Source organism: Paenibacillus tyrphae (assembly GCF_024158745.1).
In the GTDB taxonomy this organism is placed as follows: Bacteria; Bacillota; Bacilli; order Paenibacillales; family NBRC-103111; genus Paenibacillus_G; species Paenibacillus_G tyrfis_A.
This window is the reverse complement of record NZ_JAMZAW010000010.1, coordinates 201,748-216,863: the sequence shown is the minus strand read 5'-3', so window position 1 is coordinate 216,863 and position 15,116 is coordinate 201,748. Positions and strand designations below refer to the sequence as shown.

Sequence of the window (15,116 nt, the reverse complement as noted above, 5' to 3'; positions counted from 1 at the left end):
GGGTACATTTAATTCATGAATTCGATCTTGAGTGCTCTTGCGGAGCCCAACCGTTTACATATCGTCGAGCTCCTGCGTGACGGCCCGCTCACCGTAGGGGAAATCGCCGATCGGCTTGGGCTCCATCAGCCGCAAGCTTCCAAGCATCTCCGCGTTCTTAGCGAAGCCGGTCTTGTCGAGATGCAGCCGGTCGCTAACCGCCGGATCTACAGGCTGCGGCCCCAACCGCTGATGGAGCTGGATGCGTGGCTCGCGTCGTTCCGCCGTATTTGGGAGGAAAGGTTCGACCGGTTGGACGAATATTTGCTGGAACTGCAAAAGTTAGAACAGAAGCATGACGACAAGCCGTAGCCGCGTCGCGATGGCGGCGTGCGCTGATGGTAAAACGTGGGAGAGGAGGGGCGTCACTCCGGGTTTCACAAAAGCATTGCAAATTCTCGAAGAGGTGATCGGTCATGGCATTTACAGCAGATAAAGTTTTTGTTAATTTACCGGTTAAAGATTTGAACAAATCCGTCGAATTTTTTACGAAGCTCGGCTTTGAGTTCAACCCCCAGTTTACTGACGAAAACGCCACTTGCATGATTGTCAACGACAACACGTTCGTCATGCTGCTGGTTGAAAACTTCTTCAAAACGTTTACGAAGAAAGACATTTCGGATACCGCCAAAAGCACGGAAGTCATCGTCGCTTTATCCGCCGATAGCCGGGAACAAGTGGATGAGCTTGTCAATAAAGCTTTGGCCGCCGGCGGCAAGCCTTCGAACGATCCGGCAGACCATGGCTTTATGTACGCATGGAGCTTCCAGGATATCGACGGTCATTTGTGGGAATTAATCTACATGGATGCAAGTGCGGTTCAACAAGCGTAATCGTTATAGCTGCTAAAAACCTCCCGTAAATTTGGGAGGTTTTTTCACAAGCATGACGTTGTCATGAGCTCATTGGGACTTGAGCCTCCGACTGGGCGACTAGCGCCAGCTGGCGTACGGAAGAAGAGTGTAGTAAGATGACCACAAAAAGGATGTCCAAAGGAGAAAAGCTATGTGCCGAAATATTAAGACGCTGTTCAACTTCGATCCTCCCGCAACCGAGGATGAGATTCAAGCCGCCTCGCTTCAATTCGTGAGGAAGCTGTCCGGCTTCAACAAGCCTTCGAAGGCGAACGAGGAAGCGTTCCAACTGGCCGTCGAGGAGGTTACTGCGGCTGCCCGTAAGCTGCTGGACTCGCTGGTTACCCAAGCCGAGCCCCGCAACCGTGAAGTGGAAATCGAACGCGCCCGCATTCGATCGGCGAAACGGTTCGGCGTTGGGGAGAAATAAGGTGGCGTGGTCGAGCGGGAGAAGCGGGCGTAACTAAACAGCCTCTCAATCCTCGGCGAGGGTTGAGAGGCAATTCTGCTTTTAACCGAAATATTATTTTTTTATTGCGTGAATATAATGAATCGTTTCGAACGCAGACAAATAATCCGTCCGATGACGAAAGAAAAGATCATGGATCGCAGCCGGCGTTAGATGTTCATAAATGAGCAAGCCCGATTGTTCCAACAGTTTCTCAATTTCGTCATAGGTGAAGCACGATTTCATGGGTTCTCCGCTTACGGAGGCCATTTTCACCATATTTTCAACTCGATTCGACATCCCCTTTTCTTCAAACAGGTTTTCGTCCGCGTAGTCCAAAACGATAGAACTGCCTGCCGGGACTTTGGCAAATAAGTGATGGATCAAGCTTGAGATTTCTTCCTTCGTTAAATAATAAGAAACCCCCAACAGGCTAAAAAACGTTTTGCAGTTTTCAAACCCTTCATCGATCAGATGCTGATATGAGAACTGGCGGGTGAAGTCCATAGGAACAAAATGAAGATGGCTCGGAATTTCAAATTTGACATGATCCAACCTTTGCTTTTTCCATTCCTGGGTAGCCGGATGGTCAACTTCAAATATGTCCAAGCTATTTTTCAATTCCGGATGACGGAAACCAAACGTATCTAACCCGGCACCGAGGATGACATACTGCTTTAATCCCAACCTAACTTCGTTGAGCAATACTTTTTCGCAATACGCAGAACGTGCCAACGGCGTCGGGGAAAGCTGGACTTGTACAATCCATTTTAAAATTTCATCCGGATCATCCTGAAATCTTTGAGCCATATCCGGATTGAAAAACGGAATGCCTTGAATCATATTTTCTCTAATGTCCGAAAACTCTTGTGGGGAAATGAGATCGATTGCAAGAAAATCATCGAAAATTTTAGGCGTGTCATATTGGCTGTGATAGGCTCGACCAAAAGCGGATACCAACGAAGTTAAACTCGACTCATTTGGCTTCATTCAATTATCCTCCAGCATAAACAAAAATAAGATTCCCCTGGCCAGGAGAATCTTATTATACACACGATTTATTTAAATGTAAATTATAGCATAAATTTATAATTTTGTCAATAGGTAATTTCTCTTAATTTCAATTTGCGAAAATGGGGAAGCCCTTGTAGAGCAAATAAATCGCTCAGCTCCGGCATGTTATTTTAAAAATATGAAATTTTTGATTTCCACATTTCTCTTTTTGTTCTTATTTTTCAAATTACAATAAATGCAGAGGCAGCAATCCAGACAACGCTGCCAATCGATACAAACGGAGGGGAATGGCATGAGTTGGAGATGGGGCAAACAACTGCTGCTTTTTGGCTACGAGGAAGCGATGTCCTGCATATTTCCCGCTTGCATTTTTCTTTCGTTGGCCTTGTTGAAAATCGCACCGCTTCCCGGAATGCCGGCTTATGACTGGATGCTCGTCATTTGTATCGCAGTACAAATCATCATGGTGCGGGCAGGGCTGGAAACGATTGACGAGCTGAAGGTGATCTGCGTATTTCATCTCATCGGTCTGGCGCTTGAATTGTATAAGGTACATATGGGCTCTTGGGATTACCCGCAGCCGGGCTGGACCAAAATCGGCGGCGTTCCGCTCTATAGCGGCTTCATGTACGCGAGTGTGGCCAGCTATTTATGCCAAGCCTGGCGCAGGCTTCACATCCGGTTGGAGCGGTGGCCGTCTTCCGTCTGGACGGTAACGCTAGGGGCAGCGATCTACTTGAATTTTATGACCCACCACTTCATCCCCGATCTGCGCTGGCTGCTTGCGGCTTTGCTATTTGTGCTGTTTTTCCGCACGACGCTGTATTTCAAGGTGGGAGATAGCGTGTACCGGATGCCGCTCACGCTTGGTTTTGCGCTGGTCGGCTTCTTCATCTGGATCGCCGAAAATATCGGAACTTGGCTGGGGGCATGGCGTTACCCCCATCAACAAGCCGGCTGGAGCATGGTGTCGTGGAGCAAATTCAGCTCCTGGTTTCTGCTGGTGATCGTCAGCTTTATTATTGTCGCCCAGTTAAAGCATGTAAAGGAACTCCTCCCCAAAAAGAATTCCGCTGATACGAGCATGAAGCGCAAAGGGTAGGGGAAGGTCAGCCAGCTTTCAGCACCAGACGCTCGGAAAGCGGGTCCCAAGTCATGCTTTGCCCGCTGAGCTCGTTGAATGCATCCAGAGATAAATACAGTGTGCCTTTCTCGACATGGACGGCATAGGCTGCCGCTTGACCATTCAGCGTCGCGCTGCCGTCTTTCAGGTTCACGAGAATGGTTGTGCCGCCTTTGGACATCCGCACGGTGCCGGAAGTCGAGTCCCAGTCCACCGATGCGCCCAGCTTCGCGGCGAGCGCCTTGGCCGGATAGACGACCGATCGATCGGGCGTTATCTTGAACTTGGGATACCAGTACTTGGCCTGCAGCCCGGCGGTTACGGCATCGAGATCGACGCCAATCGTTTGGGCGCCTGCCTTGGCGATGTCCGTATTGTCGATTTTTCCCTTCACCAGCTCGGCAATCGGTCCGTAGGCCCAGACGCCCACGTCCACCCCGGAATGCCCGTGGCCGGACCATCCGACCAGAAGCCGCTTGGAGATGACGGCGTTATACGCACCTTCGCGCTCGTAGTTCGTACCGTCGCCTTTCAGAATGAAACGGGCCTCCTCGTCGCTCAGATCCGCGATCGCTGTGTTCGTTTGAACGAACTTCCGGATTTCCTCCGGCGTGCGGGCTTGCTCAAGCGCTGCATTCAGCACCTGGGAAGATTGCTTTTGCCGGTTCCAGAGGTCGATATTTAACTCGTAAATATTATCGCGGCCCAGAGACAGACCGCCCGTCTCATGGTCTGCGGTTACGACAACGGAGGTGCTGCCGTCTTTCTTGGCGAAATCCATCGCTGTCTTCACGGCCGCGTCGAAGTCCAGCACTTCTTTGACCATGGTCGGCAAATCGTTGGCATGCGCGGCGTGGTCGATCCGACCGCCTTCGATCATGAGCACGAAGCCTTCGGGCTTGGCCGAAAGCAGCTCGATGGCTTTCCCCGTCAGAGCGGCCAAACTTGGGGAAGAGCTGTCGCGGTCGATGGCGTAGTCGAGGTGCGACCGGCTGAACAGGCCGAGCACTTTATCGTGCTTGGCGGTCAGCGCCTGAAGGCCGGCCAAGTCTTTGACGACGGAGTAGCCTTTAGCCTCGAAATCGGGAACAATCGTTTTGTCCGGACGCTTCCCGCCGGCATCCTTTCCGGTGAAATAATCCGCGCCTCCGCCGAGTAAAACATCGACGCCGCTTTCCAGCATTTGCGAAGCGATGGCCGCTTCGTTCTTGCGGCTGCGTACGTGGGAGGCGAACACGGCCGGCGTCGCGTGCGTGATTCTTACCGTGGAGACGAGTCCGGTCGCTTTTCCTTTCGCTTCCGAGGCTTCAATCACGGAGGCGTAGGGCATGGCCACCTCTTCGTTGGAGAGACTGACCGCGGAATTGTACGTTTTGCGGCCAGTAGCCAAAGCGGTTCCTGCCGCCGAGGAATCGGTGATCATGCCGGATTCGACGCTGCCGTCCACTTCTCCGCGTTCCGAAAACGTACTGGCTTGGCCGACGTAGTAATCGTCCAGATGCAAGCTTTCCGCTCCCAGAATGGTTTTGGAGTAAAGCCGCGCAGCCGTGACCTGGGCGGGACCCATACCGTCCCCGATCAGTACGATCAGGTTTTTGGACCCCGGCTTCGCTGCCTCATTCCCAGCGTGTAGTGAAGCCGGGATCAGGTTGCATAATAAGAAGGATGCCATAAAAAGACCTGCGGCTTTCTTTTTCATCATCGATTCCTCCCATCGGCACATAAATATCCCAACTTATTATAGTATAAGTAAATATATGTTATTAGTAAAATAATTTAGGAAAATCAGACCGAGCTGAGGACGCTATTTCAATCCAACACTGCCTTTCGGCGGTGTTTTTCTTTTAGGCTCTGGTATTACTCCTCCATGGAATGGAAATAAATGAAGCATAACGAAAAGCTGGAGGTTTCGTATGATCGAAGGGACCAGACCGCCAAACGGCAACCCTCAATTTGACAAAAGCGACACCCGATCTTTCGTCGATCTGCTGATCCATACGATTGGAAATCCGCCGGACCTCATTCATCAATCGTTTACCTTCGGCCCCAAGCTGGAAGGCACCTACTTATTTATTGAGACCTTGGCAGATAAGAGAAAAATCGAAGATAACGTTCTTCGTACGTTTACCGGGGAAACGTTGTCTGCCGCTCGGGACGGCGAGTTGGAGCTTGGAGACCTGCTCCGGCGCCGGATCCCGGTCGCCGCGATTTCGGCCTCGTCGGAATTGAAGTCATGCGCGCAAGGTCTTTTGGATGGAAAGTGCCTGCTCGTCATCCCGGAGTCGGAGCACGTGCTCGTGCTCGATACGGCGAAATTTTACCAGCGTGCGGTGACGGAGCCCAAAACGGAAAACACCGTACACGGACCGCACGAAGCATTTATCGAGGACATTGCGACGAATGTCGGCTTGATCCGCAAAAGAATCCGTACGGCCGCTCTGCGTTTCGAGCCATTGCAGATCGGCACGGCAACCGAAACCAAGGTGCTTATCGTCTATATGAAGGATCTCGCGCCGGAGGAAGTGGTTAGCGAGTTCCAGCGAAGAATCAAATCGATGCATACCGACAGTATTCTGGACAGCACTTATGTGGAGGAATGGATTCAGGATAAAACGTTGACGATCTTTCCAACCTTAATGAGAACGGAACGGCCTGACGTCACGGCATCTCATCTGCTGGAAGGGAGGGTTGCGGTCATGGTGGACGGCAGCCCGCTGACGCTGATCGGTCCGTTCACGTTTATGCAATACTTTACGTCTCCCGAAGATTATTACCAGAGGGCAGATATCGCGACGTTCTTGTTATGGATCCGGTTCCTGGCGTTCCTGCTTGCCGTATTCGTTCCTTCGCTTTACATTGCCGTAACTTCATACCATCAAGGACTGCTGCCGGCTGCGCTTTTGATCAATATTTCCGCGCAGCGGGAAGGGGTGCCGTTCCCCTCCTACGTGGAGGCGTTTCTGATGATGGTCACCTTTGAAGTGCTGCGTGAGGCCGGCCTGCGCATGCCGCGGATTGCCGGTCAAGCCATATCGATCGTCGGAGCGCTCGTCTTGGGCGAAGCGGCGGTCAATGCCGGCCTCGTATCGGCAGCGATGGTCATTGTGGTAGCCGTCACCGCGATTGCCAATTTTGTCGCTCCTTTCTACAACTTCGGGATTGCACAGCGGTTTCTGCAATACGGATATATGATTTTGGCCGGGTTTATGGGCGGCTTCGGTATCTTATGCGGCGTGTTGTTCACCTTTGTTCATCTGGTTTCGCTCAAGTCGTTCGGCGTTCCTTACTTGGCTCCGGTTGCGCCGACGTTCTTCTCGGACTGGAAAGATATCTTGGTGCGGGTGCCGCGGCCGTGGATGACAACCTTCCCTCGCATGAACCGGACCAAACGGAAAAAAAGGTGAGCCGCATGATTCTTCAAACATTCGTTCGTACAGGAAAGCTGCTGGCGCTGGCGGCAGCTTGCTGCAGTCTTGCGGGCTGTTGGGATATGGTGGAGGTCAATCAGCTTGCCATCGTAGACTTGGTCGGTATGGACAGGGAGCCCGGTAAGGGGAAATACACGGGGTACTATCAAGTGATAAACCCTCCGGGAGTAGCCGTGCAAAAGGGAGTAGGCATTAAAGCTCCGGTATATACGTACAAGGTTGAAGGATTCTCGGCAGTGGACTTGGCCGAAAAAACGTTCAATATCGTTCCGAGACGACCCTTCTATGATCATTACCAAGCTTTGATTGTATCCGAACGGTTTGCGAAAGACGGATTAAGGGAAATGCTTAATTTTCTTGAAAAACGACCCGACCGAAGGGCTACGATTCATGTGCTCGTTACGGATTCACCGCTCTCGGATATGATGAAGACGTATATTCCGCTTGAAAGGCTGCCGGGCCGGGTCGAACGTTCGATGATCGAGTTCCAGTCCAAATACTCCGGCCGGGAAAGTAAGCGATCCCGTGTCAAAGATTTGGTCGAGAATATGGAGGGCTCCATGTTAACCGTCCTGCCGATCGTCAGTTTATCCGGTACCAAGCCGATGCCGACCACCGAGCGGTACGACCAAATTGATGCCAATCTAGGGAACTACATCATGAAGGGAGGCGCGGTATTCAAGCACGACCGGATGATCGGGCGGCTGGAACCGTCCGATCTATCTTGGTTTTATTTATTGGTCGGCCAGATCGGCGTTTTGAACGAACCACTGATCGTCAATGGAGAGCACGTCGATCTTCAAGCTCCGAAGCCTGAGGTCCGCCGGCAACTGGCGACAGTTTCCCGTAAACCGGTATTAAAAATCGATATTTACGCGGAGGCGCAGATTTACGACAACGATCAGAATGTAAAATTAACCGAACAAAATCTGGCTGAGATTAAAGCGCAGTTTAACGAGCAAGTGGAGAAAAAGGCTTCCGAGTTTTACGAGAAAACAAAACGGCTCGGGTGGGACCTGCTCGGGATCGAAGCGCAAATGAAGCGCAAATCGGGTAAAGAATGGGCGGATATAAAGAAGGAAGAAGGGGCTTGGAAAAAAACGGAGCTTAAGCTTGCCGTCCATTGCATCATCCGATCCATGGGCACGACCATCGATCCGTATAAAGAGAAGAGGGGATAGTACTGGAAAACGCTCGCATCGGCGGTTGGCAGTTTTTTTTGCTGGTGTTTAACTTTACGATAGGCACCGCTTTTTTTCTTCGACCGGGCGGGATGATTGCCGCGGCCAAGCAGGATGCTTGGCTCGTGCCGCTGTGGGCGGGGTCTGCCGTCGTCTTGGTCGCTTGCCTGTGGCTCATTCTGGCGAAAAGAAATCCCGGGCTGAGCCTCGTCCAGATTTGCATCAAGGCGGCGGGAAATAAAATCGGCGGGTTTATCGCGCTTTTGTATATCTCGTTTTTTATCCAAACCGCAAGCTGGGTTACCCGCAATTTGGGGGACTTTATGAAATCGACTCTGATGCCGAATACGCCGATTTCCGTGTTTCACTTTATGTTTTTGATCGTGGTATGCTACGCGTCCGTCAAAGGGGTAGAGAGCATCGCACGGGTCAACGAACTTCTAAGCCCGGCGGTCGTATTCATGCTGGTCGCCATCTGCTTGTTTGCGGTATCCGAATGGAAGTGGGAACGATTCGAGCCCATGTTTAAGTTAAACGTGTGGGAGACGATGAAGGAGACAAAAGCCATTATCGGGTTCCCTTTTCTCGAAGTCATCTCCTTGATGATGCTGGTTCCTTATGTGAAGAACAGGATCAAGACCGCTTTGCTGCTTGGCATTGGACTGGCGACCCTTTTCTTAAGCGGAATTATTTTTGTGACGATCGGCGTGCTTGGCGTGACGCGGGCTTCCCATTTTACGTATCCGCTGTTTATTATCGCGCAAGAGCTGCGGATTGCGGAATTTATCGAACGCGTGGAAACGACGATTGTGATCGTATGGCTCGTATGGATATTCGTCAAGCTGTGCATCACGTATCATTGCGCGGTGACCGGCATCTGCCAACTGTTTCGGCTGAGCGATCGAACATGGGTTGCCATTCCGCTCATGCTGCTGGTTTCCGGCCTTGCGATTACGTTCAGTGACAACGTCGTAGAAAATATCGAGTGGGACAAACGGTATATTTTTCAATATGCCAGTATATACGGAGTCGTGCTCCCCGTCCTGCTTCTTATCCTGACTTGGACTCGCAGAGGGAGGGAGGCCGCGTGACCGGGTTCATCCTAGGTTTCCTCGCAGCGCTCGGCGGCGGCCTTGCCATGATGCTGCGCAGTCATAAATCGTTAAAGGAAATTGGACTGTTCGTCTCCTTGTCCTGTCTTGGCTGCATCGTCTGGATAAGCATTTTTGTCCATCACAAGATCAATCCGCTCCGGTGGCTCAGCTGGATGCTCGACCGGGCAGGCTTATAAGCGTCCCGAACGGCCAAGCCGCCGTCCCCCTTAAATTAATAACCCGCCCCGCTCCTTATGGCGAGCGATGACAATCTCGCTGTGAACCGAAGTAATCCCCCGAATCGACTGAAGCTTCTTCATATACCGCTCGGCATGCTCCGGATCGTCCAGCAGAGCGTGAACATGCAAATGCGGCTTGCCGCTCATCTGGTACACGTTCGTGATTTCCTCGTCTGCCGTCAGCTCATCGATCACCTGCCGCATACTTTCCCACGTGACTTCAATGTCAAAATACATCGACAGCATTTTGCCTGCTTTGAGCGGGTTCACGGTAATCGTGAACCGGTCGATGATGCCGCTGCTGACCAATTGGTTGATCCGGTCGCGGACTGCCGCGCGGGTCAAGTTGACAAGGCGGCCCAATTCCGCGTTGCTCAGCCGTCCATTTTCCGATAGATGCTTCAAAATCTGGGTGTCGATCTCGTCCAAATGTTTAAATTGCATTCGCTTCAACCTTTCGCGGAAACTTTACGCTTATTATATCATATACAATGTAAAGTGAATATGTACATATATTGATCGAAAGTAAATTATGTAGTATACATATGTATGTGGGTAGACGAAAGGAGTGAGTGGTTTTGACGATCATGGCAGCGGAAATTTTATTGATTTCCATCTTGGCGGGCATTGTCGGTTCCGTCCTTGGGCTCGGAGGAGGCATTGTCGTGACGCCTGCGCTGACGCTTCTGTTCGGCGTAGACATCAGACTTGCCATCGGGGCAAGCATCATCTCCGTGATCGCGACTTCGAGCGGAGCGGCGATTGCGTACATCAAAGACCGGATCACCAATGTCAGAGTCGGCATGTTTTTGGAGATCGCAACGACGATTGGGGCGATTACGGGAGCTTTCCTGGGCGGCTTGATGTCTCCTGCGATCCTGTATATCATTTTCGGGCTGCTGCTGCTGTATTCCGCATTGGCGATGCTGAAGAAAGGGAAGAGCGAGCTGCCCCAAGACGTTCCGCTCCATCCGTTAGCCCGGAAGCTGAAATTGCAAGGCGCTTACTATGACAAAGCGTTGAACGAAAACGTTTCTTATCACGTCGACAATGTGTACGGCGGCTTCGGAGTCATGTATGGCGCCGGCGTCGTATCCGGCTTGCTTGGGATCGGAAGCGGCAGCTTCAAGGTGATGGCGATGGACGTGTTTATGAAGCTTCCGCTCAAGGTGTCCAGCGCGACGAGCAATTTTATGATGGGCGTGACAGGAGCAGCCAGCGCAGGGGTGTATTTGTTCAGGGGAGACATCGATCCGGGGATAGCCGCTCCCGTCGCTTTGGGCGTATTGATCGGAGCGACGGCCGGGGCCAGAATCATGCAGCGGATGAAAAGCACGACGATTCGCAAATGGTTCATTCCCGTCCTGACGTACGTTGCGGTACAAATGATCTTGCAAGGAACGGGGGTTATCGTATGAGCCAGGGGGATGGGCGTGAAGCAAGCAGGCGTTCGATCGCCGTTGTGGAGCTTAGGATCAGTCAATATTTGCGGGCGGGAGTGCTTCTCAGCGCGACCGTCATTTTATTGGGGCTGGTACTCTTCCTGATTCTGGGAGACAGCGGATATCCGGGACGGACGTTTCCGGCCCGTCTGCCGGAAATCGGCCAAGGCTTGCTGCAGCTTAAACCGTACGCCGTGATTTTGACGGGCCTGCTGATGCTAATCCTAACGCCGGTATTTCGGGTAGGGATTTCGATCCTCGTCTTTCTGAAGGAAAAAGATTATTTATACGCGGGCATCAGCCTGCTTGTTTTTCTCATTCTGATCGTCAGTTTTTTTCTCGGCAAGGCTTAAGCGCGTGACGGCTTCGATTCTCTTCGGGCTATTCTGAAAGCTCGGGAATGCGCCTTGCTACTTTTTGCCATGCTGATCGTCTTTATATTGCAGGGCTTTTGGCGGAACGATTGCGCAAATCCCAAGAATCGAAGGTCGAGGTACCCGTATGATATTTTTGGATAAGCTGAAAAAAATAGACCGCGGCATCGTTGTGCTTATGTTGTGCTTGATGGCCGCCGGTACAGTGGCGGTTTACCGGGCCACCGCGGGGACTAAACTGGATGGACTGCATATCAGCAGCATGATGTATTTCGGCGTCTTTTGCATTCCGATGCTGTTGGTGACGGTGCTCAATTACCGATTGCTCACAGGCAAGCTGGCATATTATTTGTACGCCTTCGGCATCGGAATGCTGGCCTACGTCCATTGGAAGGGACAGGTCGTGAACGGCGCGGCCCGGTGGTTAAGCGTCGGCTCCGTGGAAATTCAACCCTCCGAGCCGGTGAAACTGTTCACGATTTTGCTAGCTGCACATTTACTGCAAAAGCGGGAGGGAGAGAAGCTGCGCTTCGTTCAGGATCTCCTTCCCGTCTGTGCCGTTTTTGCCTTGCCTATCATGTTTATTTTGAAACAGCCCGATTTGGGCACGGCTCTCGTTTTTGTCGGCATCTTTTTCGGGATGCTGTGGACGGGCAACATCCGATTGTCGTATATGCTGACCGCCGTTGGCGTTGCCGGGATTGCGGTAGGGTCAGTGCTGTGGCTGTATTATGCCGACCATGAACTGCTGTCGAAGATCGTCAAGCCGCACCAGATGGCGAGAATCCAGACGTTCCTGGAACCGGGAAGCGATCCCCAGAAGTCGTGGCATTATGAACAAGCGCGGATCGCCATCGGTTCGGGCCAACTGCATGGAAATAACGGTCTGTACCAGCAGCAGGGGTTTGTTCCTTACGCCTACTCCGATTCGATCTTTGCAGTTGTCGGCGAAAAGTACGGATTTTTGGGCGCGACGATTCTGCTCATGCTGTATTTTTTGCTGGTATACCGGATGGTCGGCATTATTGTGGAGACGAAGGAACTAGCGGGCTCCTACCTCGTTGCGGGAATGGCGGCCATGCTCGTCTTTCAGATTTACGTGAATATCGGGATGCATATCGGATTGGTGCCGTTGACCGGGATCTCTCTGCCGTTCATCAGCTACGGAGGAAGCTCGCTGCTCACCAATATGGTTGCGCTCGGCCTTGTTTTAAGCGTTAAAATTCATCAGGGTCCGTTCGAATGAGGCGTTCTTGACCTGATCTGCACCGGATCTGCATTTTATCTTCACTTTTTCCTATTATTCTTTCTTGAAGCGGAGTCTGGAGGGGAATAGAATGATAGGGACAACGATGGCAATAGGGGAGCAATCGATGCACAGAACGATATTAATTGTAGAAGACGAACCTATTTTACGCGAAATTATGAAGGACTATTTCATCAATGAAGGATATGAAGTGCTGGAAGCGGGGGACGGGAAAGAAGCACTGTCGCTCTTTCAGGAACGCGAAGTGCATTTGATTATTTTGGATATCATGCTGCCGGAGCTGGACGGCTGGTCCGTGTGCCTGCGCATCCGCAAGAGTTCGAACGTCCCTATTATTATGCTGACGGCCCGGGTGGATGAGGACGATACGCTGCTCGGATTTGAACTGGGCGCGGATGACTATGTGGCTAAACCGTACAGCCCGCCCATTTTATTGGCCAGAGCGAAGCGGCTGCTGGACAGCAGGGTAGTTCGCGAGCTTGCGGGCGATAGGTTGGAGAGCAGCGGCATTGCGGTGCATCTTCCCTCCCGCACCGTGACGGTAGACGGGACGAACTGCAATTTGACGCATACCGAATTCGAAATATTAACGTACTTAATGAAAAATAAAGGGATCGTCATCACGAGAGAGCAGCTCGTTATAAAAATTTGGGGCTACGATTTCGTAGGCGACGACCGTACCGTCAACAGCCACATCCGCAATCTGCGCCACAAATTAGGGGACAAGTCCAAATGCATCATGACGGTCGTGCGCTCGGGTTATAAATTCGAGGATCACGCATGAAGATCGGCATCGTATTTAAGCTGTTTTTGTTGACGACCGCGTTATGCGTGCTTATTCTGACGATCATTTTTGGCGGACAAGCCTTATTTTTTAAACAATTTTATGTGTATCAAAAAGAGGAGGATGTAAAGACAGCCCTTCAAGCTTATAAACAGGACTACCTGAAAAATGCCGGAGACGCACAGGCCATGGCCAAGCTGGAGCAAGATTTCTATCGAAAGCATAGCACCTGGATCACGGCATTGGACGCCATGGGCAATTTAGTATATACGGACGATTTTTACATGGAGGTCCGCTTGGAGCGCTCTACTGACACACCCACCCTTTCCGGCAAAACGATGACCATCCCGCTGTACAGTGTCATGAATGTGGAGGATTTCAGTAAAGGCATTCCGTTTCTTGAACCATTTATTAAAGAGGGGCAGCCGATTGCTATAGAAGGCATCATGGTGAAAAATCGGTTGTTTCCGCAGCGGATGGGGCCGAATGCATCCAATCTGAGAGAGGAAAACCAGCTGGAAAATCAGCAGCTGGTGAAGAAGGAGTATGAAGTCGTCCCCCGGTTCGAGAATGCGAACAAGTATCGTGAAAAGTATCCCACCGATCTTGTCACCGGAACGATTACGAAAGTCCGGACGCCGGAAGGGGCAGGCGTTTCGCGCTATACGAACCATTTGTTTCTGGAACGGGTCAAAGCTTTTCAAGCGCATCTTCTTTACGGAGACTATGACGGCGATTCGAATGCGAATCGGATCATGAATTATGAAGAAAACCATGTGAATTATAAAATATTCGTGGACCGTATCGAAGATCCGGCAGGGAATCCCACATACATTTTCGCGATGACGTCACTGCAGCCTGTAGATGAGGCCGCGGGGGTGATGCAGGATTACTATGTGTATATCATTATCGCCACACTGCTGCTCGTGCTTCTGGCATCGTTCTATTATTCCCGCGGGATTGCCCGTCCTTTGCTGCGCATTAACCATACGACGAGAAAAATTGCGGACCTGGACTTTTCCGAAAAAATTCCGATCACAACCATGGATGAGATCGGAGACCTGTCGCGCAATATTAACGAGCTTTCCGACCGGCTGCATTCCTACATCGAACAGCTGCAGCAGGATATCGAGAAAGAAAAGCAGCTGGAGCATACGAGGAAAGAATTTATTTCCGGCGTATCGCACGAATTGAAGACACCGCTGAGCGTGATCCAAAGCTGTCTGTCGATTCTGAGGGACGGGGTGGCGAGCCACAAGCGAGACCACTATTTCGCCGCCATGGAGAACGAAGTGAAAAAGATGGATCTGCTGATCGTCGATATGCTCGATCTGGCGAAATACGAGTCGGGGACGTATAAGATGAAGATGGACTCGTTCGCGATCGATGCCGTCATCGGGCAGGTATGCGAGAAGTTGGCCATCGAAATCGAGCAAAAGCAATTGCAGCTGAACCTCCGGCTGTCCCCGGCTATCGTGATTGCCAATCAACATCGGATCGAACAGGTGATCGTCAATTTCTTGACCAACGCCATTCGGCATACGCCGGAACGAGAATCCATTTACGTCTCGACCGTCGAAGAGCGCGATACGGTGATGATCCGTGTGGAAAATAAAGGGGCTTCCATCCCGGACGAGCATCTGGAAAAAATCTGGGACCGGTTTTACCGCGCAGAGCCTTCCCGTCACCGCTCTACGGGAGGGACTGGGCTGGGGCTTGCGATCTGCAAAAAAATATTGGAGCTGCACGGGGTATCTTATGGCGTGACCAATACGGCGGACGGCGTGTTGTTCTTTTTCCGGTTGAATAAGAAAGTGTAGAACTTCGGT

16 protein-coding genes are annotated in these 15,116 nt (G+C 51.4%); 13 read left to right on the top strand and 3 right to left on the bottom strand.

Annotation, left to right across the window (positions count from 1 at the left end):
- Positions 1–15 precede the first annotated feature (15 nt).
- The 3 genes from NI000_RS16955 to NI000_RS16945 all read left to right on the top strand — a co-directional run bounded on the left by NI000_RS16955 (position 16) and on the right by NI000_RS16945 (position 1,323).
- A complete protein-coding gene (locus tag NI000_RS16955; protein ID WP_253412500.1) occupies positions 16–351 on the top strand; it encodes an ArsR/SmtB family transcription factor in 336 nt (111 codons plus the stop codon).
- A gap of 104 nt (positions 352–455) precedes the next feature.
- Positions 456–872 (top strand): VOC family protein, encoded by a 417-nt coding sequence (locus NI000_RS16950; protein ID WP_253412498.1) that lies wholly within the window; start codon positions 456–458, stop codon positions 870–872.
- A 172-nt stretch (positions 873–1,044) separates the two neighbouring features.
- Positions 1,045–1,323: a DUF2277 domain-containing protein gene (locus NI000_RS16945; RefSeq protein ID WP_253412496.1), complete on the top strand. Its 279-nt coding sequence runs from the start codon at positions 1,045–1,047 to the stop codon at positions 1,321–1,323.
- 93 nt (positions 1,324–1,416) lie between these two features.
- On the opposite strand, the gene NI000_RS16940 is transcribed toward NI000_RS16945, so the two are convergent.
- On the bottom strand, positions 1,417–2,331 hold the full coding sequence (locus NI000_RS16940) for a class I SAM-dependent methyltransferase (protein ID WP_253412493.1): 915 nt from the start codon (positions 2,329–2,331) through the stop codon (positions 1,417–1,419).
- Between the two features lie 316 nt (positions 2,332–2,647).
- On the opposite strand from NI000_RS16940, the gene NI000_RS16935 reads away from it, so the two are divergent.
- The gene (locus NI000_RS16935; RefSeq protein WP_253412492.1) at positions 2,648–3,457 is read left to right on the top strand and encodes a DUF817 domain-containing protein; all 810 of its coding nucleotides are present in this window, start codon (positions 2,648–2,650) and stop codon (positions 3,455–3,457) included.
- A 7-nt stretch (positions 3,458–3,464) separates the two neighbouring features.
- On the opposite strand, the gene NI000_RS16930 is transcribed toward NI000_RS16935, so the two are convergent.
- Positions 3,465–5,177 carry an alkaline phosphatase gene (locus NI000_RS16930; protein WP_253412490.1) on the bottom strand — a complete coding sequence of 571 codons (1,713 nt, stop codon included), beginning with the start codon at positions 5,175–5,177 and terminating at the stop codon, positions 3,465–3,467.
- 214 nt (positions 5,178–5,391) lie between these two features.
- Between NI000_RS16930 and NI000_RS16925 the strand changes: the two genes are divergently transcribed.
- The 4 genes from NI000_RS16925 to NI000_RS16910 are packed head-to-tail and all read left to right on the top strand — an operon-like array spanning position 5,392 to position 9,378.
- On the top strand, positions 5,392–6,882 hold the full coding sequence (locus NI000_RS16925) for a spore germination protein (protein ID WP_253412488.1): 1,491 nt from the start codon (positions 5,392–5,394) through the stop codon (positions 6,880–6,882).
- 5 nt (positions 6,883–6,887) lie between these two features.
- Positions 6,888–8,087, top strand: a complete 1,200-nt coding sequence (locus tag NI000_RS16920) for a Ger(x)C family spore germination protein (protein ID WP_253412486.1) — start codon at positions 6,888–6,890, stop codon at positions 8,085–8,087.
- A 38-nt stretch (positions 8,088–8,125) separates the two neighbouring features.
- Positions 8,126–9,178, top strand: a complete 1,053-nt coding sequence (locus NI000_RS16915; protein WP_301292534.1) for a GerAB/ArcD/ProY family transporter — start codon at positions 8,126–8,128, stop codon at positions 9,176–9,178.
- Positions 9,175–9,378 (top strand): hypothetical protein, encoded by a 204-nt coding sequence (locus NI000_RS16910; RefSeq protein WP_253412485.1) that lies wholly within the window; start codon positions 9,175–9,177, stop codon positions 9,376–9,378. Before NI000_RS16915 ends, NI000_RS16910 begins: the two co-directional genes overlap by 4 nt.
- A 30-nt stretch (positions 9,379–9,408) precedes the next feature.
- Here the strand turns inward: NI000_RS16910 and NI000_RS16905 are convergent, their stop codons facing one another.
- Positions 9,409–9,864: an Lrp/AsnC family transcriptional regulator gene (locus NI000_RS16905; RefSeq protein WP_253412483.1), complete on the bottom strand. Its 456-nt coding sequence runs from the start codon at positions 9,862–9,864 to the stop codon at positions 9,409–9,411.
- Between the two features lie 143 nt (positions 9,865–10,007).
- On the opposite strand from NI000_RS16905, the gene NI000_RS16900 reads away from it, so the two are divergent.
- From NI000_RS16900 to NI000_RS16880, 5 genes are all read left to right on the top strand, one after another.
- The gene (locus NI000_RS16900; protein ID WP_237763141.1) at positions 10,008–10,838 is read left to right on the top strand and encodes a sulfite exporter TauE/SafE family protein; all 831 of its coding nucleotides are present in this window, start codon (positions 10,008–10,010) and stop codon (positions 10,836–10,838) included.
- On the top strand, positions 10,835–11,215 hold the full coding sequence (locus NI000_RS16895; protein ID WP_253412481.1) for a DUF1634 domain-containing protein: 381 nt from the start codon (positions 10,835–10,837) through the stop codon (positions 11,213–11,215). Before NI000_RS16900 ends, NI000_RS16895 begins: the two co-directional genes overlap by 4 nt.
- 148 nt (positions 11,216–11,363) lie before the next feature.
- The gene (locus tag NI000_RS16890; protein ID WP_253412479.1) at positions 11,364–12,482 is read left to right on the top strand and encodes an FtsW/RodA/SpoVE family cell cycle protein; all 1,119 of its coding nucleotides are present in this window, start codon (positions 11,364–11,366) and stop codon (positions 12,480–12,482) included.
- Positions 12,483–12,609: 127 nt separating this feature from the next.
- Positions 12,610–13,287, top strand: coding sequence for a response regulator transcription factor (locus tag NI000_RS16885; protein WP_253412476.1), 678 nt, complete (start codon positions 12,610–12,612; stop codon positions 13,285–13,287).
- Complete coding sequence (locus tag NI000_RS16880; protein ID WP_253412475.1) at positions 13,284–15,107, top strand: sensor histidine kinase; 1,824 nt, start codon at positions 13,284–13,286, stop codon at positions 15,105–15,107. The genes NI000_RS16885 and NI000_RS16880 overlap by 4 nt, the downstream gene beginning before the upstream one ends.
- Positions 15,108–15,116: the final 9 nt, after the last annotated feature.

What these genes read in the sequence shown, in the direction of transcription:
- NI000_RS16955 (WP_253412500.1), top strand. Translation starts at nt 16, where the DNA reads ATGAATTCGATCTTGAGTGCTCTTGCGGAGCCCAACCGTTTACATATC.
- NI000_RS16950 (WP_253412498.1), top strand. Translation starts at nt 456, where the DNA reads ATGGCATTTACAGCAGATAAAGTTTTTGTTAATTTACCGGTTAAAGAT.
- NI000_RS16945 (WP_253412496.1), top strand. Translation starts at nt 1,045, where the DNA reads ATGTGCCGAAATATTAAGACGCTGTTCAACTTCGATCCTCCCGCAACC.
- NI000_RS16940 (WP_253412493.1), bottom strand. Translation starts at nt 2,331, where the DNA reads ATGAAGCCAAATGAGTCGAGTTTAACTTCGTTGGTATCCGCTTTTGGT.
- NI000_RS16935 (WP_253412492.1), top strand. Translation starts at nt 2,648, where the DNA reads ATGAGTTGGAGATGGGGCAAACAACTGCTGCTTTTTGGCTACGAGGAA.
- NI000_RS16930 (WP_253412490.1), bottom strand. Translation starts at nt 5,177, where the DNA reads ATGAAAAAGAAAGCCGCAGGTCTTTTTATGGCATCCTTCTTATTATGC.
- NI000_RS16925 (WP_253412488.1), top strand. Translation starts at nt 5,392, where the DNA reads ATGATCGAAGGGACCAGACCGCCAAACGGCAACCCTCAATTTGACAAA.
- NI000_RS16920 (WP_253412486.1), top strand. Translation starts at nt 6,888, where the DNA reads ATGATTCTTCAAACATTCGTTCGTACAGGAAAGCTGCTGGCGCTGGCG.
- NI000_RS16905 (WP_253412483.1), bottom strand. Translation starts at nt 9,864, where the DNA reads ATGCAATTTAAACATTTGGACGAGATCGACACCCAGATTTTGAAGCAT.
- NI000_RS16900 (WP_237763141.1), top strand. Translation starts at nt 10,008, where the DNA reads ATGGCAGCGGAAATTTTATTGATTTCCATCTTGGCGGGCATTGTCGGT.
- NI000_RS16895 (WP_253412481.1), top strand. Translation starts at nt 10,835, where the DNA reads ATGAGCCAGGGGGATGGGCGTGAAGCAAGCAGGCGTTCGATCGCCGTT.
- NI000_RS16890 (WP_253412479.1), top strand. Translation starts at nt 11,364, where the DNA reads ATGATATTTTTGGATAAGCTGAAAAAAATAGACCGCGGCATCGTTGTG.
- NI000_RS16885 (WP_253412476.1), top strand. Translation starts at nt 12,610, where the DNA reads ATGCACAGAACGATATTAATTGTAGAAGACGAACCTATTTTACGCGAA.
- NI000_RS16880 (WP_253412475.1), top strand. Translation starts at nt 13,284, where the DNA reads ATGAAGATCGGCATCGTATTTAAGCTGTTTTTGTTGACGACCGCGTTA.